This is a genomic window from Acidovorax sp. 99 (assembly GCF_003096455.1).
Classification (GTDB): domain Bacteria; phylum Pseudomonadota; class Gammaproteobacteria; order Burkholderiales; family Burkholderiaceae_C; genus Acidovorax; species Acidovorax delafieldii.
Genome location: NZ_QEKU01000001.1, coordinates 4454340 through 4475792, shown reverse-complemented (window position 1 = coordinate 4475792; position 21453 = coordinate 4454340). Strand labels below are relative to the sequence as shown.

Sequence of the window (21453 nt, the reverse complement as noted above, 5' to 3'; positions counted from 1 at the left end):
TGGAGCGCCTGCATCATAGGTGGCGCAGCCAGACTGCGGTTGCAAAGGGTTTCCGGCGGCCTGTTGCCACCTGCACTCCGCGCAACACACGCCACCCTGCGCACGCCGCAGGCCCCGCGTCATCCAAGGCGCCCGTCCAGGGCGCCATTGGTTCGGCGCACCAGCGCCTCAAACTCCGCCACTGCCACGGGGGGGCTGAGCAGGTAGCCCTGCCAGGCGTGGCAGTGGTGGCGCTCCAGAAACTCGCGCTGCGCCTCGGTCTCCACGCCCTCCGCAATCACGCGCAGGCCCAGGCTGGTGCCCAGCGCCACCACCGTGCGCGCAATCGCCGCGTCATTGGGGTCGGTCAGCACGTCGCGCACAAAGCTCTGGTCGATCTTGAGCTGGTCCAGCGGCAGGCGCTTGAGGTAGCTCAGCGACGAATAGCCAGTGCCAAAGTCGTCCAGCGAAAAGCCCACGCCGTAGCCCTTGAGCTGGCCCATTTTGTCGATGGTGTCTTCCACGTCTTGCAGCAGCAGGCCTTCGGTCATCTCCAGCTTGAGCTGGTGGCCGTCAGCCCCCGCACCCGCCAGCGCCGCGAGCACCTGGGCGACAAAGCCGCTTTGGTGGAACTGCCGTGGGCTCACGTTCACGGCCAGGCTCAGCAAGGCAAGGTCGGGCTGCTGGGCCCATGCGGCCAGCCGCCGACAGGCTGCCTGCAGCACCCACTCGCCCAACGGCAGGATCAGGCCGGTTTCTTCGGCCAGCGGGATGAAATGCGCGGGCGAGATGAATCCATCACGCGGGTGCCGCCAGCGCAGCAGCGCCTCGGCCCCGGTAATGCGGCCGTGGTCGATCTGGGGTTGGTAGTACAGCTCAAACTGGCCCTGGGCCAGGCCCACCCGCATGTCCAGCTCCAGCGTGGCGCGGGCGCTGACCGCAGCCTGCATCTGGGGGTCATAAAAGCGCAAGGTGTCCCGCCCCGCGTTCTTGGCCTGGTACAGCGCCAGGTCGGCACGCTTGAGCAGCTCGTCCACAGTCTCGCGCGTGCCGCTGTAAATGGTGACGCCCATGCTCAGCGAGCTGTGGTGCGCAGCGCCATCGATCTGGTAGGGCTCGCGCAGCACACCCAGGATGCGCTGACCTACGTCCTCGGCGCGCGCTGCGGCCTCCTCGGGGCTGTCGCCCAGGTCTTCCAGCACCACCACAAATTCGTCGCCGCCCTGTCGGGCCACGGTGTCGTCTTCATGCACACAACCGCGCAAACGGTGCGCCACCTGCAACAGCAAGGCATCGCCCCGGTCGTGGCCCCGGGTTTCGTTCACCGTCTTGAAGTTGTCCAGGTCCAGCATCAGCAGTGCACCACTGCGCTGGTGGCGCGCGCTGGTGGCCAGCGCCTGCTGCAGCCGGTCCATCAGCAGACGGCGGTTGGGCAGGCGGGTGAGCGGGTCGTAGTAGGCCAGCTGGTTGATCTCTTCCTCGGCGGCTTTGCGCTCGCTCAGGTCCTGCATGGTGATCAGGCGCCCCCCCTCGACAAAAATGCCGGAGATCTCCACCGGCTTGTACTTGCCGTCCGCACAGCGGATCGTGTACTCGGCCAGCGGGATCACGCCGAGGTGCCTGGTGTCCAGCAGCCTCTGGCGGATCGCGTCGCGCTCCGCAGCGTCAGGGTAGGCGCGCTGCCACCAGGTGTCGGTGTCGGGCACCTCCTCCTGCGTGTAGCCGCAGATCTGGACGTACCGCTGGTTGCGAAAGCTGATGAGCCCATCGTCCTGCACCACGCACAGCCCCATGGGCAGGCGCTCCAGAATGCTGCGCAGGCGTTGTTCATTGGCCCGGAGGTTTTCTTCCATGCGCTTGCGCGCAGTGATGTCCTGCACCACGGCAATGTGGTGGCCGGGCGCGGAGCCTGACGCCCACATCGACGACACGGTCAGGTCGCCCCAGACCTCGTGCCCATCCTTGTGGATGTAGCGTTTTTCCAGCCGGTACTCGGGCACATCGCCGCTCTGCAGCCTCCTCACTTGCGCCAGGTCCGCTGCCAGGTCATCGGGGTGGGTGAGGCTCTGAAAGGTCATGCCCACCATTTCCTCCGGGCTGTACCCCAGGATGTCGGCGTAGCGCTGGTTGACGCGCACAAACTGGCCCGTGGCCGAGTCCACCTGGGCGACACCCACGGTGGCCTGGTTGAAGAGCGCACGGAACCGCTCCTCACTCTCGCGCCGGGCATCGTCGGACAGCTGGGCGCGCACCAGCGCCAGCGTGCGCTGGCGCACCAGCAGGGCCACGACGGAAGCCAGCAACAACGACACCACCGCGGCCGCCAGCCCGGCCAGCCACGGCAAGCGCGTTTCCGACGCCGTCAGGAACGACCGGGTCGGGTAGAAGGTCAGCTGCCAGCGCCGGTCATGCACCCCCAGCTCACGCACCAGGGGCCGCACACCGGGCAGGCCCGGGGCCGTCTGCTCCAGCAGGGGGCGCACCATGGCATCGCCCGAATCCGGGCGCACCGGCCCCAGGTCCGCCATGGCGACGGCGATGCCGTTCAGAAACCCCTGGCTGCCCAGCCCCTGCACCAGGTCATAGACCCGCAGGGTGGACGCCACCGCGCCCACAAAACGCTGCTCGGCCGTGCCGGCGGTGGGGTCGAACACCGGCACGCGGATGACGATGCCTGCGCGATGTGTTGTCTCCTGCAGCAGATCGAATGGAGCCGACACCACGGTCTGTCCGCTGTCGCGGCTGTAGCGCATGGCGGCCAGGTTGGCGGGCTGGGCACTGATATCCAGGCCCAGCACCCCTTCATTGCCGAACATGGGCCAGAGATACTCGGCCACGAAGTACTCGGCACGCTCGCCGGGTGGGTGGATCTTGAACTGGGGCAAACCGTCGGGTGACAACGATGTGTCCGCCTTCACCCTGGCCTCGTAGGCCTCGCGCTCACGCCCAGGCACCCAGCGCGTGAAAGACAGGTTGCGAACACCAGGGTAGCGCTGGCCCACCTCCATCTCGCTGGCGGCCCGTTCAAAGTCCAGGCGCGACAAGCGGGGGTTGGCCGTGAACAGGCCCCGCAGGCCGTTGACCACCTCGGTGTGACCGGCAATGCGCTGGCTCAGCGCCTCGGTAAACGCCCGCGTCTCCTGGGTGAAGCGCGCTTCTTCGATCTGCGCCGTCGACGCGGCCTGGTGTTGCGCCAGCCACAGGCTCACCACCAACCCCAGAACGGCCACACCCATGCCCGCCACCCAATGCCGATAGCGGCTTGGGGGGGCCAGGGCAGCCAGCGGGGAAGCAGTGGAAGAAGTCAGAGACGTGCCTTTGCTTTGCTGGCCGGGGAGCCGACCAGACACCATGCAAATTGCGCAGGATAGCGGCAATCCAGCCACTGTGGAGCCAACATTTGGTTACGGCGAAAAATTTAAGAAAAAAGTGCCTCTAGCGCCACAGCGACTTACCTCACAAGCTATGAAATGATGAGCATATTTCGCCACCAGAACGCCCACGGGTTTACCCGACAACCGCCCCTGGCGCCACGGGGTACGGCGCGAAACGGCTGTGGTTTTCATTCACATCCAACGCCCGCCCGATGGGCGGAAACGCGCGTTGCGGACAGGCGTCTCGCTCGCACACCTTGCAGCCCATGCCGATAGGGACGGCGGCCTCGGGGTTGGCCAGGTCCAGCCCGCGTGAATACACCAGCTGCGGCGCGTGGCGGATGTCACAACCCAGGGCTACGGAGAACTCCTTGCCGGGCACGCCCCAGCCGCCGCCGCTGCGCGATACCACGCGCGCCACCCAGAGGTAGGCGCGGCCATCGGGCATGCGCGCCACCTGCGGCACGATGCGCCCGGGCTGTGCGAAGGCCTCGTACACATTCCACAGTGGGCAGGTGCCACCGATCTTGCTGAAGTGAAAGTGTGTGGCCGACTGCCGCTTGCTGATGTTGCCCGCCCGGTCTACCCGGATGAAGAAGAACGGCACGCCGCGCGCGCTGGGGCGTTGCAAGGTGGACAAGCGATGGCACACGGTCTCGAAGCCCACACCAAACTGCTGGCCCAGTCGGTCGATGTCGTAATGCGCCGCTTCGGCCGCCTGCAAAAAGGCCGTGTAGGGCAGCACCAGCGCCCCCGCAAAGTAGTTGGCCAGACCGATGCGCGCCAGCGCCCGGGCCTGGTCGCTCGACAGCCCAGCGCCAGCGGCCAAACGTTGCAGCTCGGCGCCCTGCTCCAGAAACGCCAGCTGCGTCGCCATCTGAAACGCCCGCTGCCCTCGCTCCAGGCCCGCCGCCAGCTGCAGCACGCCGGCATCGGCCTGGAATACCCGTTGCGCCTGCCCAGGCAGGTCGGCCACATCCACCACGCGCACCCCGTGGGCCACGAGCAGGCGTTGGGCCAGCGCCTCATCGGCCCGGCCGGGCAGCAGGCCCCATTCAACGGCACAGCGTTCGGCAGCATCGTCCAGCTCGGCAATGTGGTTCTGGCGCGCAAAGAAGAAGTCGCGCACTTCTTCATAGGCCATAGGTGGGTGCGGGGCCAACACGCCCTCACCGCTGCGGTCGTTACCCAGGGCCGCCAGCCGCTCCAGCGCCTGGCGGTGCCGCTGATGCAGCGCCAGCAGCGTGCGCGCCACGGCGGGCATGCCTGCAGCCAGCTCGCGGATCTCGGCCAAGGACACGGCATCGCCAGCGCCGTCTCCGCCCAGCCCCGCAGGCAGGTCCGCCAGCACCTCGCGCAGGCCAGTGATCAGGCGCGCCTCATCGTCGTCTGAGAAGCGCTGCACGTCCACACCGAATACAGCATTGATCTTGAGCAGCACGGGCACCGTGAGCGGGCGCTGGTTCTGCTCCAGCTGGTTGAGGTAGCTGGCCGACAGGTCCAGCGCCCGCGCCAGCGCAATCTGGGTCATGCCGCGCTCTTCGCGCAGGCGGCGCAAGCGCACACCCATGAAGGTTTTTTTCATTCCATCTTTCTCAGCGGCGCCTGGTAGCACCTTCACCATCATTCGCAATATTTGCAAATTGACGGTTTTTTATTCGCAATCATTCGCCAATTCAGGACCTACAGAGTGATGCCATTGTGCGTAAATTGCGAAGTATGACAACCCCCACTGGCACCGTCGAGCTGACGGAAATCGTGTTCCCCGCCGAAGCCAATCACTACGGCACGCTGTTTGGCGGCAACGCCCTGCAGCTCATGGCCAAGGCGGCGTTTCTGGCAGCGCGCGGCGCCGCAGCGCGCGACGTGGTGATGGCGGGCGTGACCGACGTGCGTTTTCTGGCCCCTGTGCCCGTGGGCCATGTGCTCACGCTGCGCGCCTGGGTCACCCGCGTCGGCCGCAGCTCGCTCACCGTGTGCGTGACCGGTCTGGCCGCCACGCTGGGTTCGCCCCAGGACGAAGTGCTGAAGGGAATTTTTGAAATGGTGGCGGTGGATGGAAAAGGCCGCCCCGCTGCCATCACCAACACACATGTAAACCAGGAGACCGCATGACTACCACCATTGAAACCCCGGGCTTCAAGCCCAAGAAGTCCGTCGCGCTCTCGGGCGTGGCGGCGGGCAACACCGCCCTGTGCACCGTAGGCCGCACGGGCAACGACCTGCACTACCGGGGCTACGACATCCTCGACATTGCCGAGGTCTGCGAGTTTGAAGAAATCGCCCACCTGCTGGTGCACGGCAAGCTGCCCACACGCGCCGAACTGCGTGCCTACAAGTCCAAGCTCAAGGCCCTGCGTGGCCTGCCGATGAGTGTGAAGCAGGCGCTGGAGCAACTGCCCGCCGCCAGCCACCCCATGGACGTGATGCGCACGGGCGTCTCGGCCCTGGGCTGTGCGCTGCCTGAAAAGGACGACCACAACCTGCCGGGCGCGCGCGACATTGCCGACCGGTTGATGGCATCACTGGGCTCCATGCTGCTCTATTGGCACCACTGGGCCAGCTCGGGCCGCCGCATCGAGGTGGAAACCGATGACGACTCCATCGGTGCGCACTTCTTGCACCTGCTGCATGGCACCAAACCCAGCGCTGCCTGGGAGCGTGCCATGCACACCTCGCTCAACCTGTATGCCGAGCACGAGTTCAACGCCAGCACCTTCACCGCCCGCGTGGTGGCCGGCACGGGCAGTGACATGTATTCGGCCATCACCGGCGCCATCGGCGCGCTGCGGGGCCCCAAGCATGGTGGTGCAAATGAAGTAGCGTTTGAAATTCAGAAGCGCTATGACTCGCCCGATGAGGCTGAGGCCGACATCCGCCGCCGCGTGGAGGCCAAGGAGGTGGTCATCGGCTTCGGCCACCCGGTCTACACCGTGAGCGACCCGCGCAATGTGGTCATCAAAGGCGTTGCGCACAACTTGTCGCAAGAGGCTGGCAGCACCAAGATGTATGACATTGCCGAGCGGCTGGAGACCGTGATGTGGGAGGTGAAAAAGATGTTCCCCAACCTCGACTGGTTCAGCGCCGTGAGCTACCACATGATGGGTGTGCCCACCGCCATGTTCACGCCGCTGTTCGTCATTGCGCGCACCAGCGGCTGGGCGGCGCACATCATCGAGCAACGCATCGACAACAAGATCATCCGCCCCAGCGCGAACTACACCGGGCCCGAAGACCTGGCGTTTGTCCCGATCCAGGACCGCAAATAAAAATCAAGACGACCCAGTACCCAGCCCCATGGCCATGAACACCCTGTACCGCAAGCCACTGCCCGGCACGCAGCTGGACTACTTCGACGCCAGCGAGGCCGTCAATGCCCTGCAACCCGCCGCCTGGGCCACCCTGCCCTACACCGCCCGCGTGTTTGCCGAAAACATCGTGCGCCGCGCCGATCCGGCCACCGTCAACGACTGCCTGCGCCAGCTCGTCGAGCGCCGCAGCGACCGCGACTTCCCCTGGTACCCGGCGCGCGTGGTGTGCCACGACATCCTGGGTCAGACGGCGCTGGTGGATCTGGCGGGCCTGCGCGATGCGATTGCCAAGGAGGGCGGCGACCCGGCCCAAGTGAACCCCGTGGTGCCAGTGCAGCTCATCGTGGACCACTCGCTGGCCGTGGAGTGTGGCGGGTTCGACCCCGACGCCTTCGCCAAGAACCGCGCCATCGAAGACCGCCGCAACGAGGACCGCTTCCACTTCATCGAGTGGACCAAAAAAGCCTTCGCCAACGTGGATGTGATCCCGGCGGGGAACGGGATCATGCACCAGATCAATCTGGAAAAGATGTCGCCCGTAGTCCATGCCGACCGGGGCGTGGCCTACCCCGACACCTGCGTGGGCACCGACAGCCACACACCGCATGTGGACGCCCTGGGCGTGATCGCCATCGGCGTGGGCGGCCTGGAGGCCGAGAATGTGATGCTGGGGCGCGCATCGATGATGCGGCTGCCCGAGATCGTGGGCGTGCAGCTGACCGGCCAGCGCCAGGACGGCATCACCGCCACCGATGTGGTGCTGGCGCTCACCGAGTTTTTGCGCAAGGCCAAGGTGGTGGGCGCCTACCTGGAGTTCTTTGGCGAAGGCGCCGCCAAGCTCACGATTGGCGACCGCGCCACCATCTCGAACATGGCGCCCGAATACGGCGCCACGGCGGCCTTGTTCAGCATCGACGAACAGACGCTGGAGTATCTGACGCTGACGGGCCGCGAGGCGGAACAAGTGAAGCGGGTCGAGGCGTATGCCAAGGCAGCGGGATTGTGGTCAGACACCCTCAAAGGCGCGGTCTACGCGCGCAACCTGGTGTTCGACCTGTCGAGCGTGGTGCGCAACCTGGCCGGCCCCTCCAACCCGCATGCGCGCGTGGCCACGTCCGACCTGACGGCCCAAGGCATCGCGGGCCCCTGGGACATGCCCGCACCACAGGACGGCACGATGCCCGATGGCGCTGTGGTCATTGCCGCCATCACCAGCTGCACCAACACCTCCAACCCGCGCAACGTGATCGCCGCCGCGCTGCTGGCGCGCAACGCCAACCGGCTGGGCCTCACGCGCAAGCCGTGGGTCAAGACCTCGCTGGCGCCCGGCTCCAAGGCGGTGGAGCTGTATCTGAAGGAAGCGGGTTTGCTGGCCGACCTGGAAAAGCTCGGCTTTGGCATCGTGGCCTTTGCCTGCACCACCTGCAACGGGATGTCGGGTGCGCTCGACCCTGCCATCCAGCAGGAGATCATCGACCGCGACCTCTACGCCACCGCCGTGCTCTCTGGCAACCGCAATTTCGACGGGCGCATCCACCCCTATGCCAAGCAGGCCTTCCTGGCCTCGCCCCCGCTGGTCGTGGCCTATGCGATTGCGGGCACGGTGCGTTTTGACATCGAAAAGGACGTGCTGGCGGTGGTGGACGGCCAGGCGATTCGCCTCAAGGACCTGTGGCCCAGTGACGAAGAAATCGACGCCGTGGTGAAAACTGCCGTGAAGCCCGCGCAATACCGCGCAGTGTACGAACCCATGTTCGCCATCCGACACGACGATGGCCAGAGGGTTTCGCCCCAGTACGACTGGCGCCCACAGTCCACCTACATCCGCCGCCCGCCCTACTGGGACACCGAGGGCATCGGCGCACTGGCCGCCCACCCGCGCACTTTGACGAGCATGCGCCCGCTGGCCCTCCTGCCTGACAACATCACCACCGACCACCTGTCACCCTCAAACGCCATCCTGCCGGACAGCGCAGCGGGCGAATACCTGGCCCACATGGGCGTGCCCGAGGAGGACTTCAACTCCTACGCCACGCATCGGGGCGACCACCTCACCGCCATGCGCGCCACGTTTGCCAACCCGCAGCTCGTCAACGAGATGGCCGTGGTGGATGGCAAAGTGAAAAAGGGATCGCTCGCCCGCGTGGAGCCCGAAGGCCGGGTCATGCGCATGTGGGAGGCCATGGAAACCTATCTGAACCGCCGCCAGCCGCTCATCATCATTGCCGGTGCCGACTACGGCCAGGGGTCGAGCCGCGACTGGGCCGCCAAGGGCGTCCGGCTGGCGGGTGTGGAGGTGGTGGTGGCCGAGGGCTTCGAGCGCATCCACCGCACCAACCTGATTGGCATGGGGGTGCTGCCGCTGGAGTTTGAGGCGGGGGTCAACCGCATCACGCTGGGGCTGGATGGGACGGAGGTGTATGGCGTGGAGGGAGACATGCAACCCCGTGCCGACCTCACCCTGGTCATCCACCGCAAGAATGGCGAGGAAACCAAGGTGCCCATGACATGCCGACTCGACACCGCCGAAGAGGTCTCGATCTACCAGGCGGGCGGCGTGCTGCAGCGCTTTGCGCAAGACTTTCTTGCCAAGAATGCAGACCAAAAACAGGCTCTTGCGCCTGCCTAGAAAGCACTGTGCGCTATTAAATTTGATATTTCTTCATGAGCATCCACTCCGCACCACAGATACGCATCCCCGCCACCTACCTGCGGGGCGGCACCAGCAAAGGCGTGTTCTTTCGCCTTGACGACCTGCCCGCCCCCGCCCAGCAACCCGGCCCGGCGCGGGACGCGTTGCTGCTGCGCGTGCAGGGCAGCCCTGATCCGTACGGCAAGCAGATCGACGGCATGGGCAATGCGTCATCGAGCACCAGCAAAGCGGTGATCCTGTCGCGCAGCACGCGGCCGGGCCACGACGTGGACTACCTGTTTGGGCAGGTATCCGTAGACCAGCCCTTTGTGGACTGGAGCGGCAACTGCGGCAACCTGTCGGCTGCGGTGGGGCCGTGCGCCATCCACATGGGGCTGATCGATGCGGCGCGCATTCCACAGAACGGCACCTTTCCGGTTCGCATCTGGCAGGCCAACATCGGCAAGACCATCGTCGCGCATGTGCCCATTACCCAGGGGCAGGTGCAAGAAACGGGTGACTTTGAACTGGACGGCGTGACTTTTGCCGCCGCCGAGGTGGCGCTGGAGTTCATGGACCCGGCGGACGATGGCGATGATGGGGGAGCCATCTCGACAGCGCCGGGCCGCCCCAAGCTGGCGAGGGCCCCCTCGGGGGGCAGCGAACCACACGCAGTGGGGAGCGTGGGGGCGTTATTCCCGACGGGCAACGTGGTGGACACGTTGGAGGTGCCCGGGGTCGGCAGCTTTGCCGCCACGCTGATCAACGCGGGCATCCCCACCCTCTTTCTCAATGCACAAGAGCTGGGTTACACCGGCACCGAGCTGCAGCGGGCCATCAACGGCGATGCGGCGGCACTGGCGCGCTTCGAGACGATCCGTGCATACGGCGCCCTGCGCATGGGCCTGATCCAGCACGTGAGCGAGGCCGCCACGCGCCAGCACACGCCCAAGATCGCGTTTGTCGCGCCGCCTGCGAGCTACACCGCATCCAGCGGCAAAGCCATTGACGCCAAGGACATCGACCTGCTGGTGCGCGCGCTCTCCATGGGCCAGCTGCACCACGCCATGATGGGCACGGCAGCGGTGGCCATTGGCACGGCGGCAGCCATCCCCGGCACGCTGGTCAACCTGGCAGCGGGTGGTGGTGTGCGCAGCAGCGTGCGGTTTGGCCACCCCTCGGGCACCTTGCGTGTGGGGGCTGAAGCAGCGCAGATCAACGGCCAGTGGAAGGTGACCAAGGCCCTGATGAGCCGCAGCGCCCGCATCCTGATGGAAGGCTGGGTGCGGGTGCCGGGCGACATTTTTTAAAGCATAAATGGCTTGATGCGCTAGTGAATCATGCGCCAATAGCTATCAAACATATAGCAACCCAGTTCACCACCCCAACCATGAACACCAGACAACAACTCAAAGCCCTGGCCCAGGCTCGCCGGGGCGTCATCGTGCCCGGCGCTTTCAACGCCCTCTCCGCCCGCGTGGTGGCCGACCTGGGCTTTGAAGCCCTCTACGTCACCGGCGCTGGCGTGACCAACATGTGGTTCGGCCTCCCCGACCAGGCCTTCATGGGCCTGACCGACATTGCCGACCACACCGCACGCATCCGCGACGCGGTGGAGCTGCCGCTCATCGTCGATGCCGACACGGGTTTTGGCAACGCCCTCAACACCTACCATGCGGTGCGTGTGCTGGAGCGCGCGGGGGCCGACTGTATCCAGCTCGAAGACCAGGTCAGCCCCAAGCGCTGCGGGCATTTCAACGGCAAGGACGTGATCAGTACCGACGAGATGCTGGGCAAGATCAAAGCCGCCGTGGATGCGCGCCGTGATGCGGACACCCTCATCCTGGCCCGCACCGACGCCTGCGCCACCCAGGGCTTCGAGGCCGCCGTGGAGCGCGCCCAGCGCTTTGAGGAGGCGGGCGCGGACATCCTGTTTGTGGAGGCCGTCACCACGCTGGAAGAGATCCGCGCCCTGCCCCAGCGGCTGGCGGCGCCACAGTTGATGAACATGGTGATCGGAGGCAAGACCCCCATCACCAGCGCCGAAGAACTCGCCGGCTTGGGCTATGGCCTGGTGCTGTACGCCAACGCAGCGTTGCAGGGCGCGTTGGCTGGCATGCAAAAGGCCTTGACCGTGCTGCGCGACGCGCAGAGCATTGACGAAGACCCCGCACTGGTCGCGCCGTTTGCAGAGCGCCAGCGGCTGGTGCGCAAAGCCGACTGGGATACGCTGGAAGCGAAGTACGCCAGGCCTTAGTGTCACCCCCGGGGCAAGAACCCGTCGCGTTTTTGCCTTCAAGGCCGCACAAGCCTCCGGTGCCGGGCACAATGGGTCTTTCCAGCACACCGTGCGCGCTGCACCATGCAAAGCATTTCTTCGTTGAACCTGGTGGACCTGTTGCTCGACGCCGTCTGCATCGTGCGGGTAGACAGCTCGATTGTGTTTGTCAGTTCAGCGTTCGAGCGCATCTTTGGGTATACCCCCGACGAAGTGATTGGCAAGCGCATGCTGGACATGGTGCACCCCGACGACCTGCCCGCCACCCAACGACAGGCCCACAACGTGACGCAGGGTGAGCTGCAGCTGCAGTTTGAAAACCGCTACGTGCGCAAGGATGGCTCCATCGCCCACATCCGCTGGACGGCCCGCTGGCTGCCCGACAAGCAGGTGCGGCTGGCCGTGGCCCACGACATCACCGCGCGCAAGGCCACCGAGTCGATGCAGGCGGTGATCTACGCCATCTCCGAAGCCGCGCACACCACACACAACCTGCAGGCCCTGTTCCAGCACATTCACCAGATCGTGGGCGGCCTGTTGCCCGCCACCAATTTTGCGGTGGCCCTGTACAACCCGCACGATGACCAGCTGAGCTTTCCGTACCACGTCAACGAGCACCTGCCCGCGCCCGAACCCATGGCGCTGGCCGAGGACCCGCGCTATGCGGAGGTGATCCGTGGCGGTGCCACCTTGCTGCTCACGCCGGACTCGTCGGTAGCAAAGGCCACGCACTGGCGCGCTGCAGCGCATGCCACGCAGGCGCCGCTGTATTGGCTGGGTGTGCCCTTGCAGACGCAGCGTGGCCCCTTGGGAGCACTGGTGCTGCAAAGCTACACCGAACAAGGCCGCTACACCGACAAGGACAAGGAGCTGCTGCAGTTCGTCTCCACCCAGGTAGCGGCCGCCATTGAACGCAAGCAGATGTATGAGCGCCTTGAACATATGGCGCAGTACGACCAGCTCACGCACTTGCCCAACCGCCAACTGTTTCTGGACCGGCTCAAGACGGCCCTGGCCCGCGCGCGGCGCCACCAGACGCTGCTGTCGCTGCTGTTCATTGACCTCGACCGGTTCAAGGAAGTGAACGACACGCTGGGCCACGCCATGGGCGACCTGCTTCTGCAGCGGGTGGCGCAGCGGCTGCTCGAATGCGTGCGTGCATCCGACACCGTGGCGCGGCTGGGGGGCGATGAATTTGTGGTGCTGCTCGAAGGCGGCCAGGCCCGTGAGCACGCCTGTGCGGTGGCCGACAAGATACTCGCGGCCTTTGGTCAGGATTTCGACCTCGAAGGCCAGCGTCTGTACATCCAGCCCAGCATTGGCGTGGCCATCTACCCCGAGCATGGTGGCGAAGAGCACCGCCTGCTGGGCCACGCCGACGAAGCCATGTACCTGTCCAAGCGCAACGGCGGCAACCAGGTGCGGGTGGCGCTGGCGCCCCTGCATTCCTGATGTCCGTGATGCCAGCCCGACTTGCACACGTCCGTCCCTGGCTCTGAGGCGACTTCGGTGGGGGCATACAACGGGACCAAGCCGCTTGTACTGCAGTGCGCGGTGCGGTTGGGTCTGGCTGTGGCGGCCTTGCCGGTGGCCCTTGCCGTCACGCTGATGCTCTATCCGGTGTGGTCATGGGTGGAGCGCACGACAGGCATCGAAAGCGTGGGCCACAGCGGGCCGGCCAGCTGGTGCTATCTGGCCGTGTGGGTGCCCATGGTCACGGCCCTGCTGCTGCCCCCAATGTGGCGCCTGGCCAAGGCACTCTTGCACAAGCCACATGGCCACGCAGACACATAGGGGTTCTTGGGTCGAGGTTCACCGCCGCAGGCATATCACCGCACAATGCGGCCTGGCATTCGCAACCCCCCGGCCGGATGCTCTGGCCCATCCCTGGGTCACTTCATCACACTCGGCGCCCAGCGCCACGCACCCATGCTCTACAACGCCTTGAAGCTTGTCCATGTCCTGTCCATCATCGTGTGGGTGGGGGGCATGGTGTTCGCCCATTTTTTTCTGCGGCCTGCCGCGCAGTCGCTGGAGCCCCCGCAGCGCGTGCGGCTGATGCATGACGTGCTGCAGCGCTTCTTTGCGGCAGTCACTGCCGCCGTGGTGCTGGTGCTGGGCAGCGGCCTGTGGATGATCGGCCGCGCGGCCAAGCAGGCCGTTCAGACGGGCGGTGTGTTCTCCATGCCACTGGACTGGACCATCATGGCCACGCTCGGCCTGGTGATGATGGCCATCTTCGGCCATATCCGCTTTGCGTTGTTCCGGCGCCTGCAGCGTGCCGTGGCAGCGTCGGACTGGCCCAGCGGCGCCAAGGCCCTGGGCAGCATCCGCAGCTGGGTGGGCGTGAACCTGGCGCTGGGTGTGGTGATCGTCGTGGTCACGCTGCTGGTCTAGGGTCTATTGATTGGATGGGCCCGCAGGCTGCTGCCCCGCGCGGCAGCACGCACCGCGTGGCCCCAGGAGTTTTGACGTTGTTCCGTTTTTTCGAAAGCCGGCTTCCCCCCTACCCCGCTGCAGAGCCGCACTTGCCCCCCAAGGCCTTTTTGGCTTTTGTGTGGGACGGCACCCGTGGCCTGCGTGGCTACGTGGCCGCCATGGCAGGTTTGTCCGCAGCCATTGCCATTTACGAAGCCCTGCTGTTTGCCGTGTTGGGCGTGGTGGTGGACTGGATCTCCACGTCCGGGTCTCCGGGCACGCTATGGGCCGAACGCAAAGCGGCGCTGATCGGCATCACTGCGCTGCTGCTGGTATCGGTGGTGCTGGTCGCCTTGCAGACCAGCATCAAGCACCAGGTGCTGGCCATCAACTTTCCGCTGCGGCTGCGCTGGAACTTTCACCGGCTGATGCTGGGCCAGAGCATGGCGTTCTACGCCGACGAGTTTGCGGGCCGCATCACCACCAAGATCATGCAGACCGCGCTGGCCGTGCGCGACATGATCTTCACGACCACCGACGTGGTGATTGGCATGGGCATCTACCTGGTGACCATCCTTGTGCTGCTGGCCGGGTTTGACGCGCGGCTGCTGCTGCCGTTTGCCGCGTGGATGGTGGCCTATGGCCTGGCCTGCTGGTACTTTGTGCCGCGCCTGGGCCAGGTGGGCAAGGCGCAGGCCGACGCGCGCTCGGTGATGACCGGGCGCATCACCGACGCATACACCAACATTGCCACCGTCAAGCTGTTCTCGCACACGCGGCGCGAATCCGAATTCGCGCGTGCCGCCATGGACGCGTTCAAGCTGACCGGCTATGCGCAGATGCGCCTGGTGAGCCTGTTCGAGATCGTCAACCAGCTGCTGGTGGTGGCCATGATTCTCGGCGCCTGTGGCACGGCCTTGTGGCTATGGTCTGCCGGCGAGGTGGGTGCGGGTGCCGTGGCGGCCGTCACCGCGATGACGCTGCGCGTATCGGGCCACGCGCACTGGGTGATGTGGGAGATGACCACCCTGTTTGAAAGCGTGGGCACCATCCAGGACGGCATCAACACACTGACCCGACCGCGTGCCGTGGTCGATGCCCCCGATGCCAAGCCCCTGGTCGTGACCCAAGGCGAGGTACGCTTTGAGGACATGAGCTTTGCCTACGGCAGCGGCCCCGATGCCCGTCCGGTCATCGACCGCCTCAACCTCACCATCCGCCCCGGCGAGAAGATCGGCCTGATTGGCCGGTCGGGCGCGGGCAAGTCCACGCTGGTCAACCTGCTGCTGCGCTTTCACGATGTGCAGTCGGGCCGCATTCTCATCGATGGGCAGGACATTGCCCACGTGACCCAAGACAGCCTGCGCCGCCACATCGGCATGGTCACGCAGGACACCTCGTTGCTGCACCGCTCCATGCGCGACAACATCCTGTACGGCCGCCCCGATGCCAGCGAGGCCGACCTGCACCAGGCGGCCGCGCGTGCAGAGGCCGCAGACTTCATCGCCACACTCACTGACCTGCAGGGCCGCACCGGCTACGACGCCCATGTGGGCGAGCGCGGCGTCAAGCTCTCGGGTGGCCAGCGCCAGCGTGTGGCCATTGCACGCGTGATGCTGAAAGACGCGCCCATCCTGCTGCTGGACGAAGCCACCAGCGCGCTCGACTCCGAGGTGGAAGCGGCCATCCAGCAAAGCCTGGACGGCTTGATGCAGGGCAAGACGGTGATCGCCATTGCCCACCGCCTGTCCACCATTGCCGCCATGGACCGCCTCATCGTGATGGACGCGGGCCGCATTGTGGAAGAAGGCACACACGCCCAGCTGCTGGGCCAGGGCGGCGTGTATGCCCGGCTGTGGGGCCACCAGAGCGGCGGGTTCCTGGGCGAATCGGAAGAAGACTGAGTCGGCGAGGACGGACACGAGCCGCCAGGGCGACACGCTGTCGCGCACGCGGCTGTGCGGCGGGTGTGTTGTCCCTACGGTGGCGGGTTTCAACCACCGGATGGAATCGCACCGATGATCAAAGTCACCGCCGTTTACCGCTGGCGTGAAGGCGCCACCTTCAACCACGACTACTACCACTCCGAGCACATGCGCATCGCCCGCGCAGCATTGCAGCCGCTGGGCCTGGTGCGGCTGGAGAGCGACCGTGTTCTCTACCCTGGCGAGCCGCGCCCGGGGCAGATTGTGGCGCTGACCAACGCGTTCTTCAGCGACCTGAAGCAGGCCCAAACGGCCGCCAAGACGACGATGGCCGAACTGTCGGCAGACATTCCCAACTACACCAACATCCAGCCCGAGTCGTACTTTGCGCAGATGCTGGAGCACCCTGTGACCGCCTGACTGCCTCGGGGGTATGCGGTGGTTGGGTCCGCCACTACCCGCGTTCGCGCAAGGCCTTGAAGAGCAGGCCCAGGCACACGCCCATGCCCAGCAAAGGGATGGTGGCCAGCGCGGCGACCACCGCGCGCGCCAGGGGCGACCAGTCAAAGTCGCGCGCTGTGCGCCAGACGCCCAGCGCCGCGATCAGGCCCAGCACCACCATGCCCACGCGAAAGCTGGCCCCGGGCTTGAAAAAGGCCATGAGCAATACCCCGTTGGCCACACCAATGCCCAGCGCCGCATGGCCCAGGTGCCATGCAAACGTGGAGGTGGAGCGTCCATAGCGGGCATCTTCATGGGCATCGTCTTCGTCCCCCTCATCGCCGGGATGCGTCTGACCCGTACGGCTGCGCGAGGGGCTGGGAGCCTGCGAGCGCGGAGTCTGAGGCTGGGGCGGCCTGGCTGCGGCTGGCGACGGCTGGGCTCCATCACCCCGCCCCCACTCGCCTGCGGACAGGCCGGCCGCTGCCGCGATACCCACCGCCCCGATGGCAGCCCCAACCGGCGCCGGCAGGTTCGGTGCGAGTCCCCGCTCTTGCAGCACGGCACGCAGCCGCCCCGGCTCGCGCAGTGCCATCACCAGCGCCCGCACGGGCCCCTGCTCTTGTGGCTTGATGCGCAGGTCGGCCACCTGCATGGTGGTGCCGCGCGTATTGGCCAGCATGAACAACGCCTTGGCCACCAGGGCATCTTTGGGGCCGCCCTTGCCGCTTTCGATGAAGGTGCCCAGGTTGTAGGTGGCGTCGGCGTGGCCTGCCTCGGCCGCCTGGGCATACCAGGCGCGGGCCTGGGCCAGGTTCACGGGGCCGCCATAGCGGCCATGCTCGTCGCTGGTGCCCAGGTGAAACGCGGCGTGCGGATCGCCCTCGCGGGCGTACCAGCCCGGCAGGTCGCGCAGGGGGTTGCCAGTCCACACCAGGGGTGCTGCGGCACCGGGTGCGGACGAAGCTGCAGCCATGGGCGCCAGGCTGAGGCCGCCGGGCGACTCTGCCGCTTGCTGGGCCTGCTGCTTTTGCTGCGCCCGCTGCCGCTGCGTTTGCGCGGCGGCGTTCCACTTGGCGGCCTGCTGCGCGTCCGCCGGCCCGCCCCAGCCGCGCTCGAACATCACGGCCAACAGGCGTTTGGCGGGTTCATGGTCCCAGTCTGCAGCGCGCTGGCACCAGGAGCGCGCGTTCTCGTAGTTGGGCTGCTCCCAGCCGATCACGGTCTCCAGCGCGTGCAGAAAGGCTGCCACCTCGTGGCCCTGGGCCGCTGCGGGCTCCAGGGCGTCTGCCGCTTCAATGCGCTTGCGCGAGTACAAGGCCAGTTGCTCGCTGCGGGCCACAGCGTCATCGACTGCCTTGCGCTCTTCGTCCACGATCCGCAGCAGTGTCTCGCCCGGGGCGGCCCTCAGCCGTGCCATCAGAGCCTGAACGCGGGCCTTGGCCTTGTCCGGAAAGCGCTCGTAGAAGGCTTGGGCGTCCTTGCGGGTCTCCGCATCGTGCGCGCCCATGAGCTGCAGTGCAGCCGCCAGATCAAAGTGCCTGCGCTGGCCCATGGTGCCAAAACGCAGGGCCCGACCCAGCGCATACAGCGCATGGGGGTTGCCCCGCGCAGCCCAGCGCCGGTACTCGGCCCAGGCTTTTGCGTCATCGCCCGCCTGGCGCGCACGGACCGCATGGCGCACCTGCAAGTCGGGCTCCTCAGGGGCGTCGCCATTGGCCAGGTAGTGCACGCCACTTTGTGGGTCATACAGATTCAGGCCCAGGCGGGCCGCCTGCTCCCAGCCATCGTCAAACGGTGGGCCCCAGTCCGGAAAGCGGGTGTTGATGCCCACGCCAAAGGTCGGGTCTGTGATGTCAGGACCACCGAGGTAAATGTCCCAGAACCCGGCAAAGCGCTGTTCGACGGCCCGGGCCCAGGCAGTGAATTGGGGGTTCATCGGCACCTGGGGGCCGGCCTCCACGCGCTCGTACTGCGCGTCCGCCTCGGCCTTGGTGGCGGGCCAGGGCCAATCAGCGGGCTTCTCCCAGATCTGGATGGTGTAACTCATGGCTCCCTCCTCGGATGCCGCTCGGAATGCGGCTTGTTGTTTGTGTTGACGCTCGTCAAGTGCGAGCAGATTCTAGAAGCGCCCCCAGCCAGCCTGCATCGCGGCACCTCTCTGTTTTGTCCAGTGATGTGCCAGCACCACACCCGGATATCTGCTGCTGTTTTTGAGTAAAAATGGGCTGTAGCGCCCATACTCTATGTGCCAATAGCTCTTTTTTTTATAGCAAACCATGTCCCAGCCACCCCTTTCTGTCATGGCCCTTGCGATGCCTGTGCCCACCGGCGAGCAACTCAAGGCCGCGCGCGTTGCAGCCGGGCTCAGCCAGGCGCAAGCTGCCGAACTCATGGGTTACCCACTGCAGACCGGCAGCCGGGGCGGCGTGCAGTCGCGCACCTGGCAGGCGCTGGAGAGCATGACCGACGAGCGCAACATGCAGGGACCCGTGTTTGCGATGTTTCTGTTGCTCACCGGACAGCATCCCGATCTCGTGCTCGCACATCGCTCACCATCGACGGACGCCCCTACGAGCGCGCCAGCGGCCAACCCGCAATAAAAAAGGCGGAACGGCCCAAAGGCAGTTCCGCCAAGTCTCTACAGGAAGAAAACAGGATCGGCCGGGCGATCAGTCCACCTTGATATTGGCCGCCTTGATGACCTGCGCCCATTTGTCCACTTCGGCCTTCTGGAACGTGGCGATCTGGGCCACGCTCATGTCGGCAGGCTCCATGCCAAAACCTTTGAGGCGTGTCTGCATGTCGGGCTGGGCGAGGATCTTGCGGATCTCGTCGTGCAGGCGGCTCACCACCGGGGTGGGCGTGCCCGCCGGCACAAAAATCGCCTGCCAGGACTGCACCTCGAAGTCCTTGAGTTCGGCCACGCCGGACTCCGCCACCGTGGGCACGTCGGGCATGGAGGCCAGGCGCTTGGGCGACGTGACGGCAATGGCGCGCAGCTTGCCGCTCTGGATGTGCGGGGCGGCCACCACGGTGGTGTCGAACATCATGTCCACCTGGCCGCTGATCACGTCCTGGATGGCGGGGCCGCTGCCCTTGTAGGGGATGTGCGTGAACTTCACGCCCGACTTGTAGGCCAGCAGTTCCACCGCCAGATGCTGTGAGCTGCCCGTGCCGGCGGACGCAGACGACAGGCCGCCCTGCTTGCCCTTGGCGGCCGTCAGCACGTCCTTCAGGGTTTTATAAGGGCTGTTGGCCGACACCACCAGCACCACCGGGTTGGTGCCGATCAGCGTGACGGGGCTGAACGACTTGATGGGGTCGTAACCCAGCTTGGGGTACAGGCTGATGTTGATGGCATGCGAGCTGACCGTGCCACCCAGCAGCGTGAAGCCATCCGGGGCCGAGCGCGCGGCGGCCTCCGAGCCGATGCTGCCAGCCGCACCGCCCTTGTTCTCCACCACCACCGTCGTGCCCAGGGCTGTGCCGAGTTGCTGGCCGATCAGACGGGCCAGGGTGTCGGTGGTGCCACCGGCGGCAAAGGGCACCACGTAGCTGATGGCTTTGCCGGTGGGCCAGGTGGTCTGGGCCATGGCGGGCAGCGCCATCAGCGCGCCTGCAGCTGCCAGCGCTGCGGATTGGACCAGGGTTCTGCGTTGCATGTGTTTGTCTCCTAGGGGCAATGAAAAAAGGGTGCAACGAGCGAGGGCGCCTGCGGAGGCCGTGTTGTCGGTGCAGCCTGTGAACGCACGCCCTTACTCGCTCAGGGCATATCGACGATCTCGATCCAGTTGGGGTTCTTGCCCACCGGAACGCGGGTGGGCGCACCGGGAAGGCCTGTCGCGGGGTCAATGGGGTGCAGTGCGACGTGGTGCGACTCCTGTCCCGCAGCGATCAGGAAGCGGCCAGACGCGTCCACTGCAAAACCGCGCGGCGTCTTTTCGGTGGGCACATGCCCCAGGGGCTGCAGCTGCCCGGTGGCGGCATCGACGCGAAATGCGCTCAGCGTGCTGGACGTGCGCTCCGACGCATACAGCGTGCGGCCATCGGGCGATAGGTGAATGTCTGCGGCCCAGGGCTTGCCCGAAAAACCTGCGGGCAATGCCGTGGTGCGCTGCAGCGGGCGCAGCGTGCCACGCTCCTTGTCGTAGGCCATCACATGCACGGCCGCATCCAGTTCGTCCAGCAGATACAGGTGGCGCTGGTCGCCGCTCCAGACAAAGTGGCGGGGGCCGGACTTTTCGGGCGCCACGGGGGTCAGCGCGGGCTCGTGGGCGGTGAGCTTGCCGGTCTCTGCATCAAACTTCCAGGCCGAGAGGTGGTCGCCACCCAGGCTGGTAGCAAAGACATAGCGGTTGGCTGCGTCCGCGTGGATGGCGTGCGCGTTGGGCGCAGTGGGGATGAGCTGCTGCACCGCTCCCACGACACCGTCCTTGCCAATGCTGTTGACCGTGATCTTGTGTCCGGGGTAGGAGGCTGCGAACAGCCAGCGCCCGGTGGCGTCGGTGTCGATATTGGCCATGCTGTCGGCCAACGGCGCCTCGCCCAGCTTGCGCAGCTTGCCGCTCGCCGGGTCAATGGCCAGGCTGACCACCCGAAACGGCTGCGAGCGCAATGCCACATAGAGCACGCGCTTGTCCGGGCTGACGGCCATGGGCATGGTAGCGCCGCCCAGTGCGGTGGTGTCCACGGTCTTGAGCGTCCCGGCGGCGCGGTCCAGCTCCAGCACCGACACATCCTGGCTGTCTGCATTGGCCACGTACACCCAGGTGGCTGCCTGTACCGCCTGTACGCCCAGCGCGGTTGCAGCGGCCAGCATCACGGGCGCGACGCGGTGATGGATACGAAATGGGATGGTCATGCTCGGTCCCCTGGTAGTGCCTTCGGCTGGACTGCGACTCTGAAACGCGCCCGCCAGTGAGGCTGTGGTGGTTTTGCTGCGCCCGGAGACGCCATTCGCAGGGCGATTCATTGCTTCAGCATCGTGTGATTGTGATATGTCGTCATACAACAAGGAATGCATTCTGACCCATCTTCAGCGCTGACAGAGAAAGGGATTACCCGAGGTCACGCACAACCTTGAAACACCCGC

At 66.0% G+C, this 21453-nt stretch carries 16 protein-coding genes; 11 read left to right on the top strand and 5 right to left on the bottom strand.

What is annotated here, in order from left to right; genetic code table 11:
• Positions 1-119: 119 nt before the first annotated feature.
• Both C8C95_RS20590 and C8C95_RS20585 read right to left on the bottom strand, forming a co-directional pair.
• A complete protein-coding gene (locus C8C95_RS20590) occupies positions 120-3215 on the bottom strand; it encodes an EAL domain-containing protein (protein WP_116749804.1) in 3096 nt (1031 codons plus the stop codon).
• Between the two features lie 271 nt (positions 3216-3486).
• Complete coding sequence (locus tag C8C95_RS20585; RefSeq protein ID WP_116750389.1) at positions 3487-4938, bottom strand: short-chain fatty acyl-CoA regulator family protein; 1452 nt, start codon at positions 4936-4938, stop codon at positions 3487-3489.
• A 134-nt stretch (positions 4939-5072) separates the two neighbouring features.
• Between C8C95_RS20585 and C8C95_RS20580 the strand changes: the two genes are divergently transcribed.
• From C8C95_RS20580 to C8C95_RS20535, 10 genes are all read left to right on the top strand, one after another.
• Entirely contained in the window at positions 5073-5468 is a 396-nt protein-coding gene (locus tag C8C95_RS20580; protein WP_116749803.1) for a hotdog domain-containing protein, read from the top strand.
• Positions 5465-6622, top strand: coding sequence for a 2-methylcitrate synthase (prpC, locus tag C8C95_RS20575; protein WP_116749802.1), 1158 nt, complete (start codon positions 5465-5467; stop codon positions 6620-6622). The genes C8C95_RS20580 and prpC overlap by 4 nt, the downstream gene beginning before the upstream one ends.
• Before the next feature lie 34 nt (positions 6623-6656).
• Positions 6657-9293 (top strand): Fe/S-dependent 2-methylisocitrate dehydratase AcnD, encoded by a 2637-nt coding sequence (gene acnD / locus C8C95_RS20570; RefSeq protein ID WP_116750388.1) that lies wholly within the window; start codon positions 6657-6659, stop codon positions 9291-9293.
• Between the two features lie 35 nt (positions 9294-9328).
• Positions 9329-10606 (top strand): PrpF domain-containing protein, encoded by a 1278-nt coding sequence (locus C8C95_RS20565; protein WP_207780627.1) that lies wholly within the window; start codon positions 9329-9331, stop codon positions 10604-10606.
• Positions 10607-10686: 80 nt separating this feature from the next.
• On the top strand, positions 10687-11553 hold the full coding sequence (locus C8C95_RS20560; RefSeq protein ID WP_116749801.1) for an isocitrate lyase/PEP mutase family protein: 867 nt from the start codon (positions 10687-10689) through the stop codon (positions 11551-11553).
• A gap of 105 nt (positions 11554-11658) precedes the next feature.
• Positions 11659-13026 carry a GGDEF domain-containing protein gene (locus tag C8C95_RS20555; protein WP_116749800.1) on the top strand — a complete coding sequence of 456 codons (1368 nt, stop codon included), beginning with the start codon at positions 11659-11661 and terminating at the stop codon, positions 13024-13026.
• A gap of 21 nt (positions 13027-13047) precedes the next feature.
• Positions 13048-13368, top strand: coding sequence for a hypothetical protein (locus tag C8C95_RS20550; RefSeq protein ID WP_133246252.1), 321 nt, complete (start codon positions 13048-13050; stop codon positions 13366-13368).
• 135 nt (positions 13369-13503) lie between these two features.
• Entirely contained in the window at positions 13504-13971 is a 468-nt protein-coding gene (locus tag C8C95_RS20545; RefSeq protein WP_116749798.1) for a CopD family protein, read from the top strand.
• Positions 13972-14048: 77 nt separating this feature from the next.
• Positions 14049-15896 (top strand): ABC transporter ATP-binding protein, encoded by a 1848-nt coding sequence (locus tag C8C95_RS20540; RefSeq protein WP_116749797.1) that lies wholly within the window; start codon positions 14049-14051, stop codon positions 15894-15896.
• Between the two features lie 114 nt (positions 15897-16010).
• A complete protein-coding gene (locus C8C95_RS20535; protein ID WP_116749796.1) occupies positions 16011-16337 on the top strand; it encodes an EthD family reductase in 327 nt (108 codons plus the stop codon).
• A gap of 34 nt (positions 16338-16371) precedes the next feature.
• On the opposite strand, the gene C8C95_RS20530 is transcribed toward C8C95_RS20535, so the two are convergent.
• On the bottom strand, positions 16372-18408 hold the full coding sequence (locus tag C8C95_RS20530) for a tetratricopeptide repeat protein (protein WP_116749795.1): 2037 nt from the start codon (positions 18406-18408) through the stop codon (positions 16372-16374).
• A gap of 229 nt (positions 18409-18637) precedes the next feature.
• On the opposite strand from C8C95_RS20530, the gene C8C95_RS20525 reads away from it, so the two are divergent.
• On the top strand, positions 18638-18961 hold the full coding sequence (locus tag C8C95_RS20525) for a helix-turn-helix transcriptional regulator (protein WP_116749794.1): 324 nt from the start codon (positions 18638-18640) through the stop codon (positions 18959-18961).
• Positions 18962-19030: 69 nt separating this feature from the next.
• Here C8C95_RS20525 and C8C95_RS20520 read toward each other — a convergent pair whose 3' ends face one another.
• Both C8C95_RS20520 and C8C95_RS20515 read right to left on the bottom strand, forming a co-directional pair.
• Positions 19031-20023: a tripartite tricarboxylate transporter substrate binding protein gene (locus tag C8C95_RS20520; protein ID WP_056644750.1), complete on the bottom strand. Its 993-nt coding sequence runs from the start codon at positions 20021-20023 to the stop codon at positions 19031-19033.
• Between the two features lie 101 nt (positions 20024-20124).
• Complete coding sequence (locus tag C8C95_RS20515) at positions 20125-21222, bottom strand: beta-propeller fold lactonase family protein (protein ID WP_116749793.1); 1098 nt, start codon at positions 21220-21222, stop codon at positions 20125-20127.
• Positions 21223-21453 lie beyond the last annotated feature (231 nt).

Coding starts and splice junctions, on each gene's coding strand:
- C8C95_RS20590 (WP_116749804.1), bottom strand. CDS start 3,215: ATGGGTGTGGCCGTTCTGGGGTTGGTGGTGAGCCTGTGGCTGGCGCAA.
- C8C95_RS20585 (WP_116750389.1), bottom strand. CDS start 4,938: ATGAAAAAAACCTTCATGGGTGTGCGCTTGCGCCGCCTGCGCGAAGAG.
- C8C95_RS20580 (WP_116749803.1), top strand. CDS start 5,073: ATGACAACCCCCACTGGCACCGTCGAGCTGACGGAAATCGTGTTCCCC.
- prpC (WP_116749802.1), top strand. CDS start 5,465: ATGACTACCACCATTGAAACCCCGGGCTTCAAGCCCAAGAAGTCCGTC.
- acnD (WP_116750388.1), top strand. CDS start 6,657: ATGAACACCCTGTACCGCAAGCCACTGCCCGGCACGCAGCTGGACTAC.
- C8C95_RS20565 (WP_207780627.1), top strand. CDS start 9,329: ATGAGCATCCACTCCGCACCACAGATACGCATCCCCGCCACCTACCTG.
- C8C95_RS20560 (WP_116749801.1), top strand. CDS start 10,687: ATGAACACCAGACAACAACTCAAAGCCCTGGCCCAGGCTCGCCGGGGC.
- C8C95_RS20555 (WP_116749800.1), top strand. CDS start 11,659: ATGCAAAGCATTTCTTCGTTGAACCTGGTGGACCTGTTGCTCGACGCC.
- C8C95_RS20545 (WP_116749798.1), top strand. CDS start 13,504: ATGCTCTACAACGCCTTGAAGCTTGTCCATGTCCTGTCCATCATCGTG.
- C8C95_RS20535 (WP_116749796.1), top strand. CDS start 16,011: ATGATCAAAGTCACCGCCGTTTACCGCTGGCGTGAAGGCGCCACCTTC.
- C8C95_RS20530 (WP_116749795.1), bottom strand. CDS start 18,408: ATGAGTTACACCATCCAGATCTGGGAGAAGCCCGCTGATTGGCCCTGG.
- C8C95_RS20525 (WP_116749794.1), top strand. CDS start 18,638: ATGTCCCAGCCACCCCTTTCTGTCATGGCCCTTGCGATGCCTGTGCCC.
- C8C95_RS20520 (WP_056644750.1), bottom strand. CDS start 20,023: ATGCAACGCAGAACCCTGGTCCAATCCGCAGCGCTGGCAGCTGCAGGC.
- C8C95_RS20515 (WP_116749793.1), bottom strand. CDS start 21,222: ATGACCATCCCATTTCGTATCCATCACCGCGTCGCGCCCGTGATGCTG.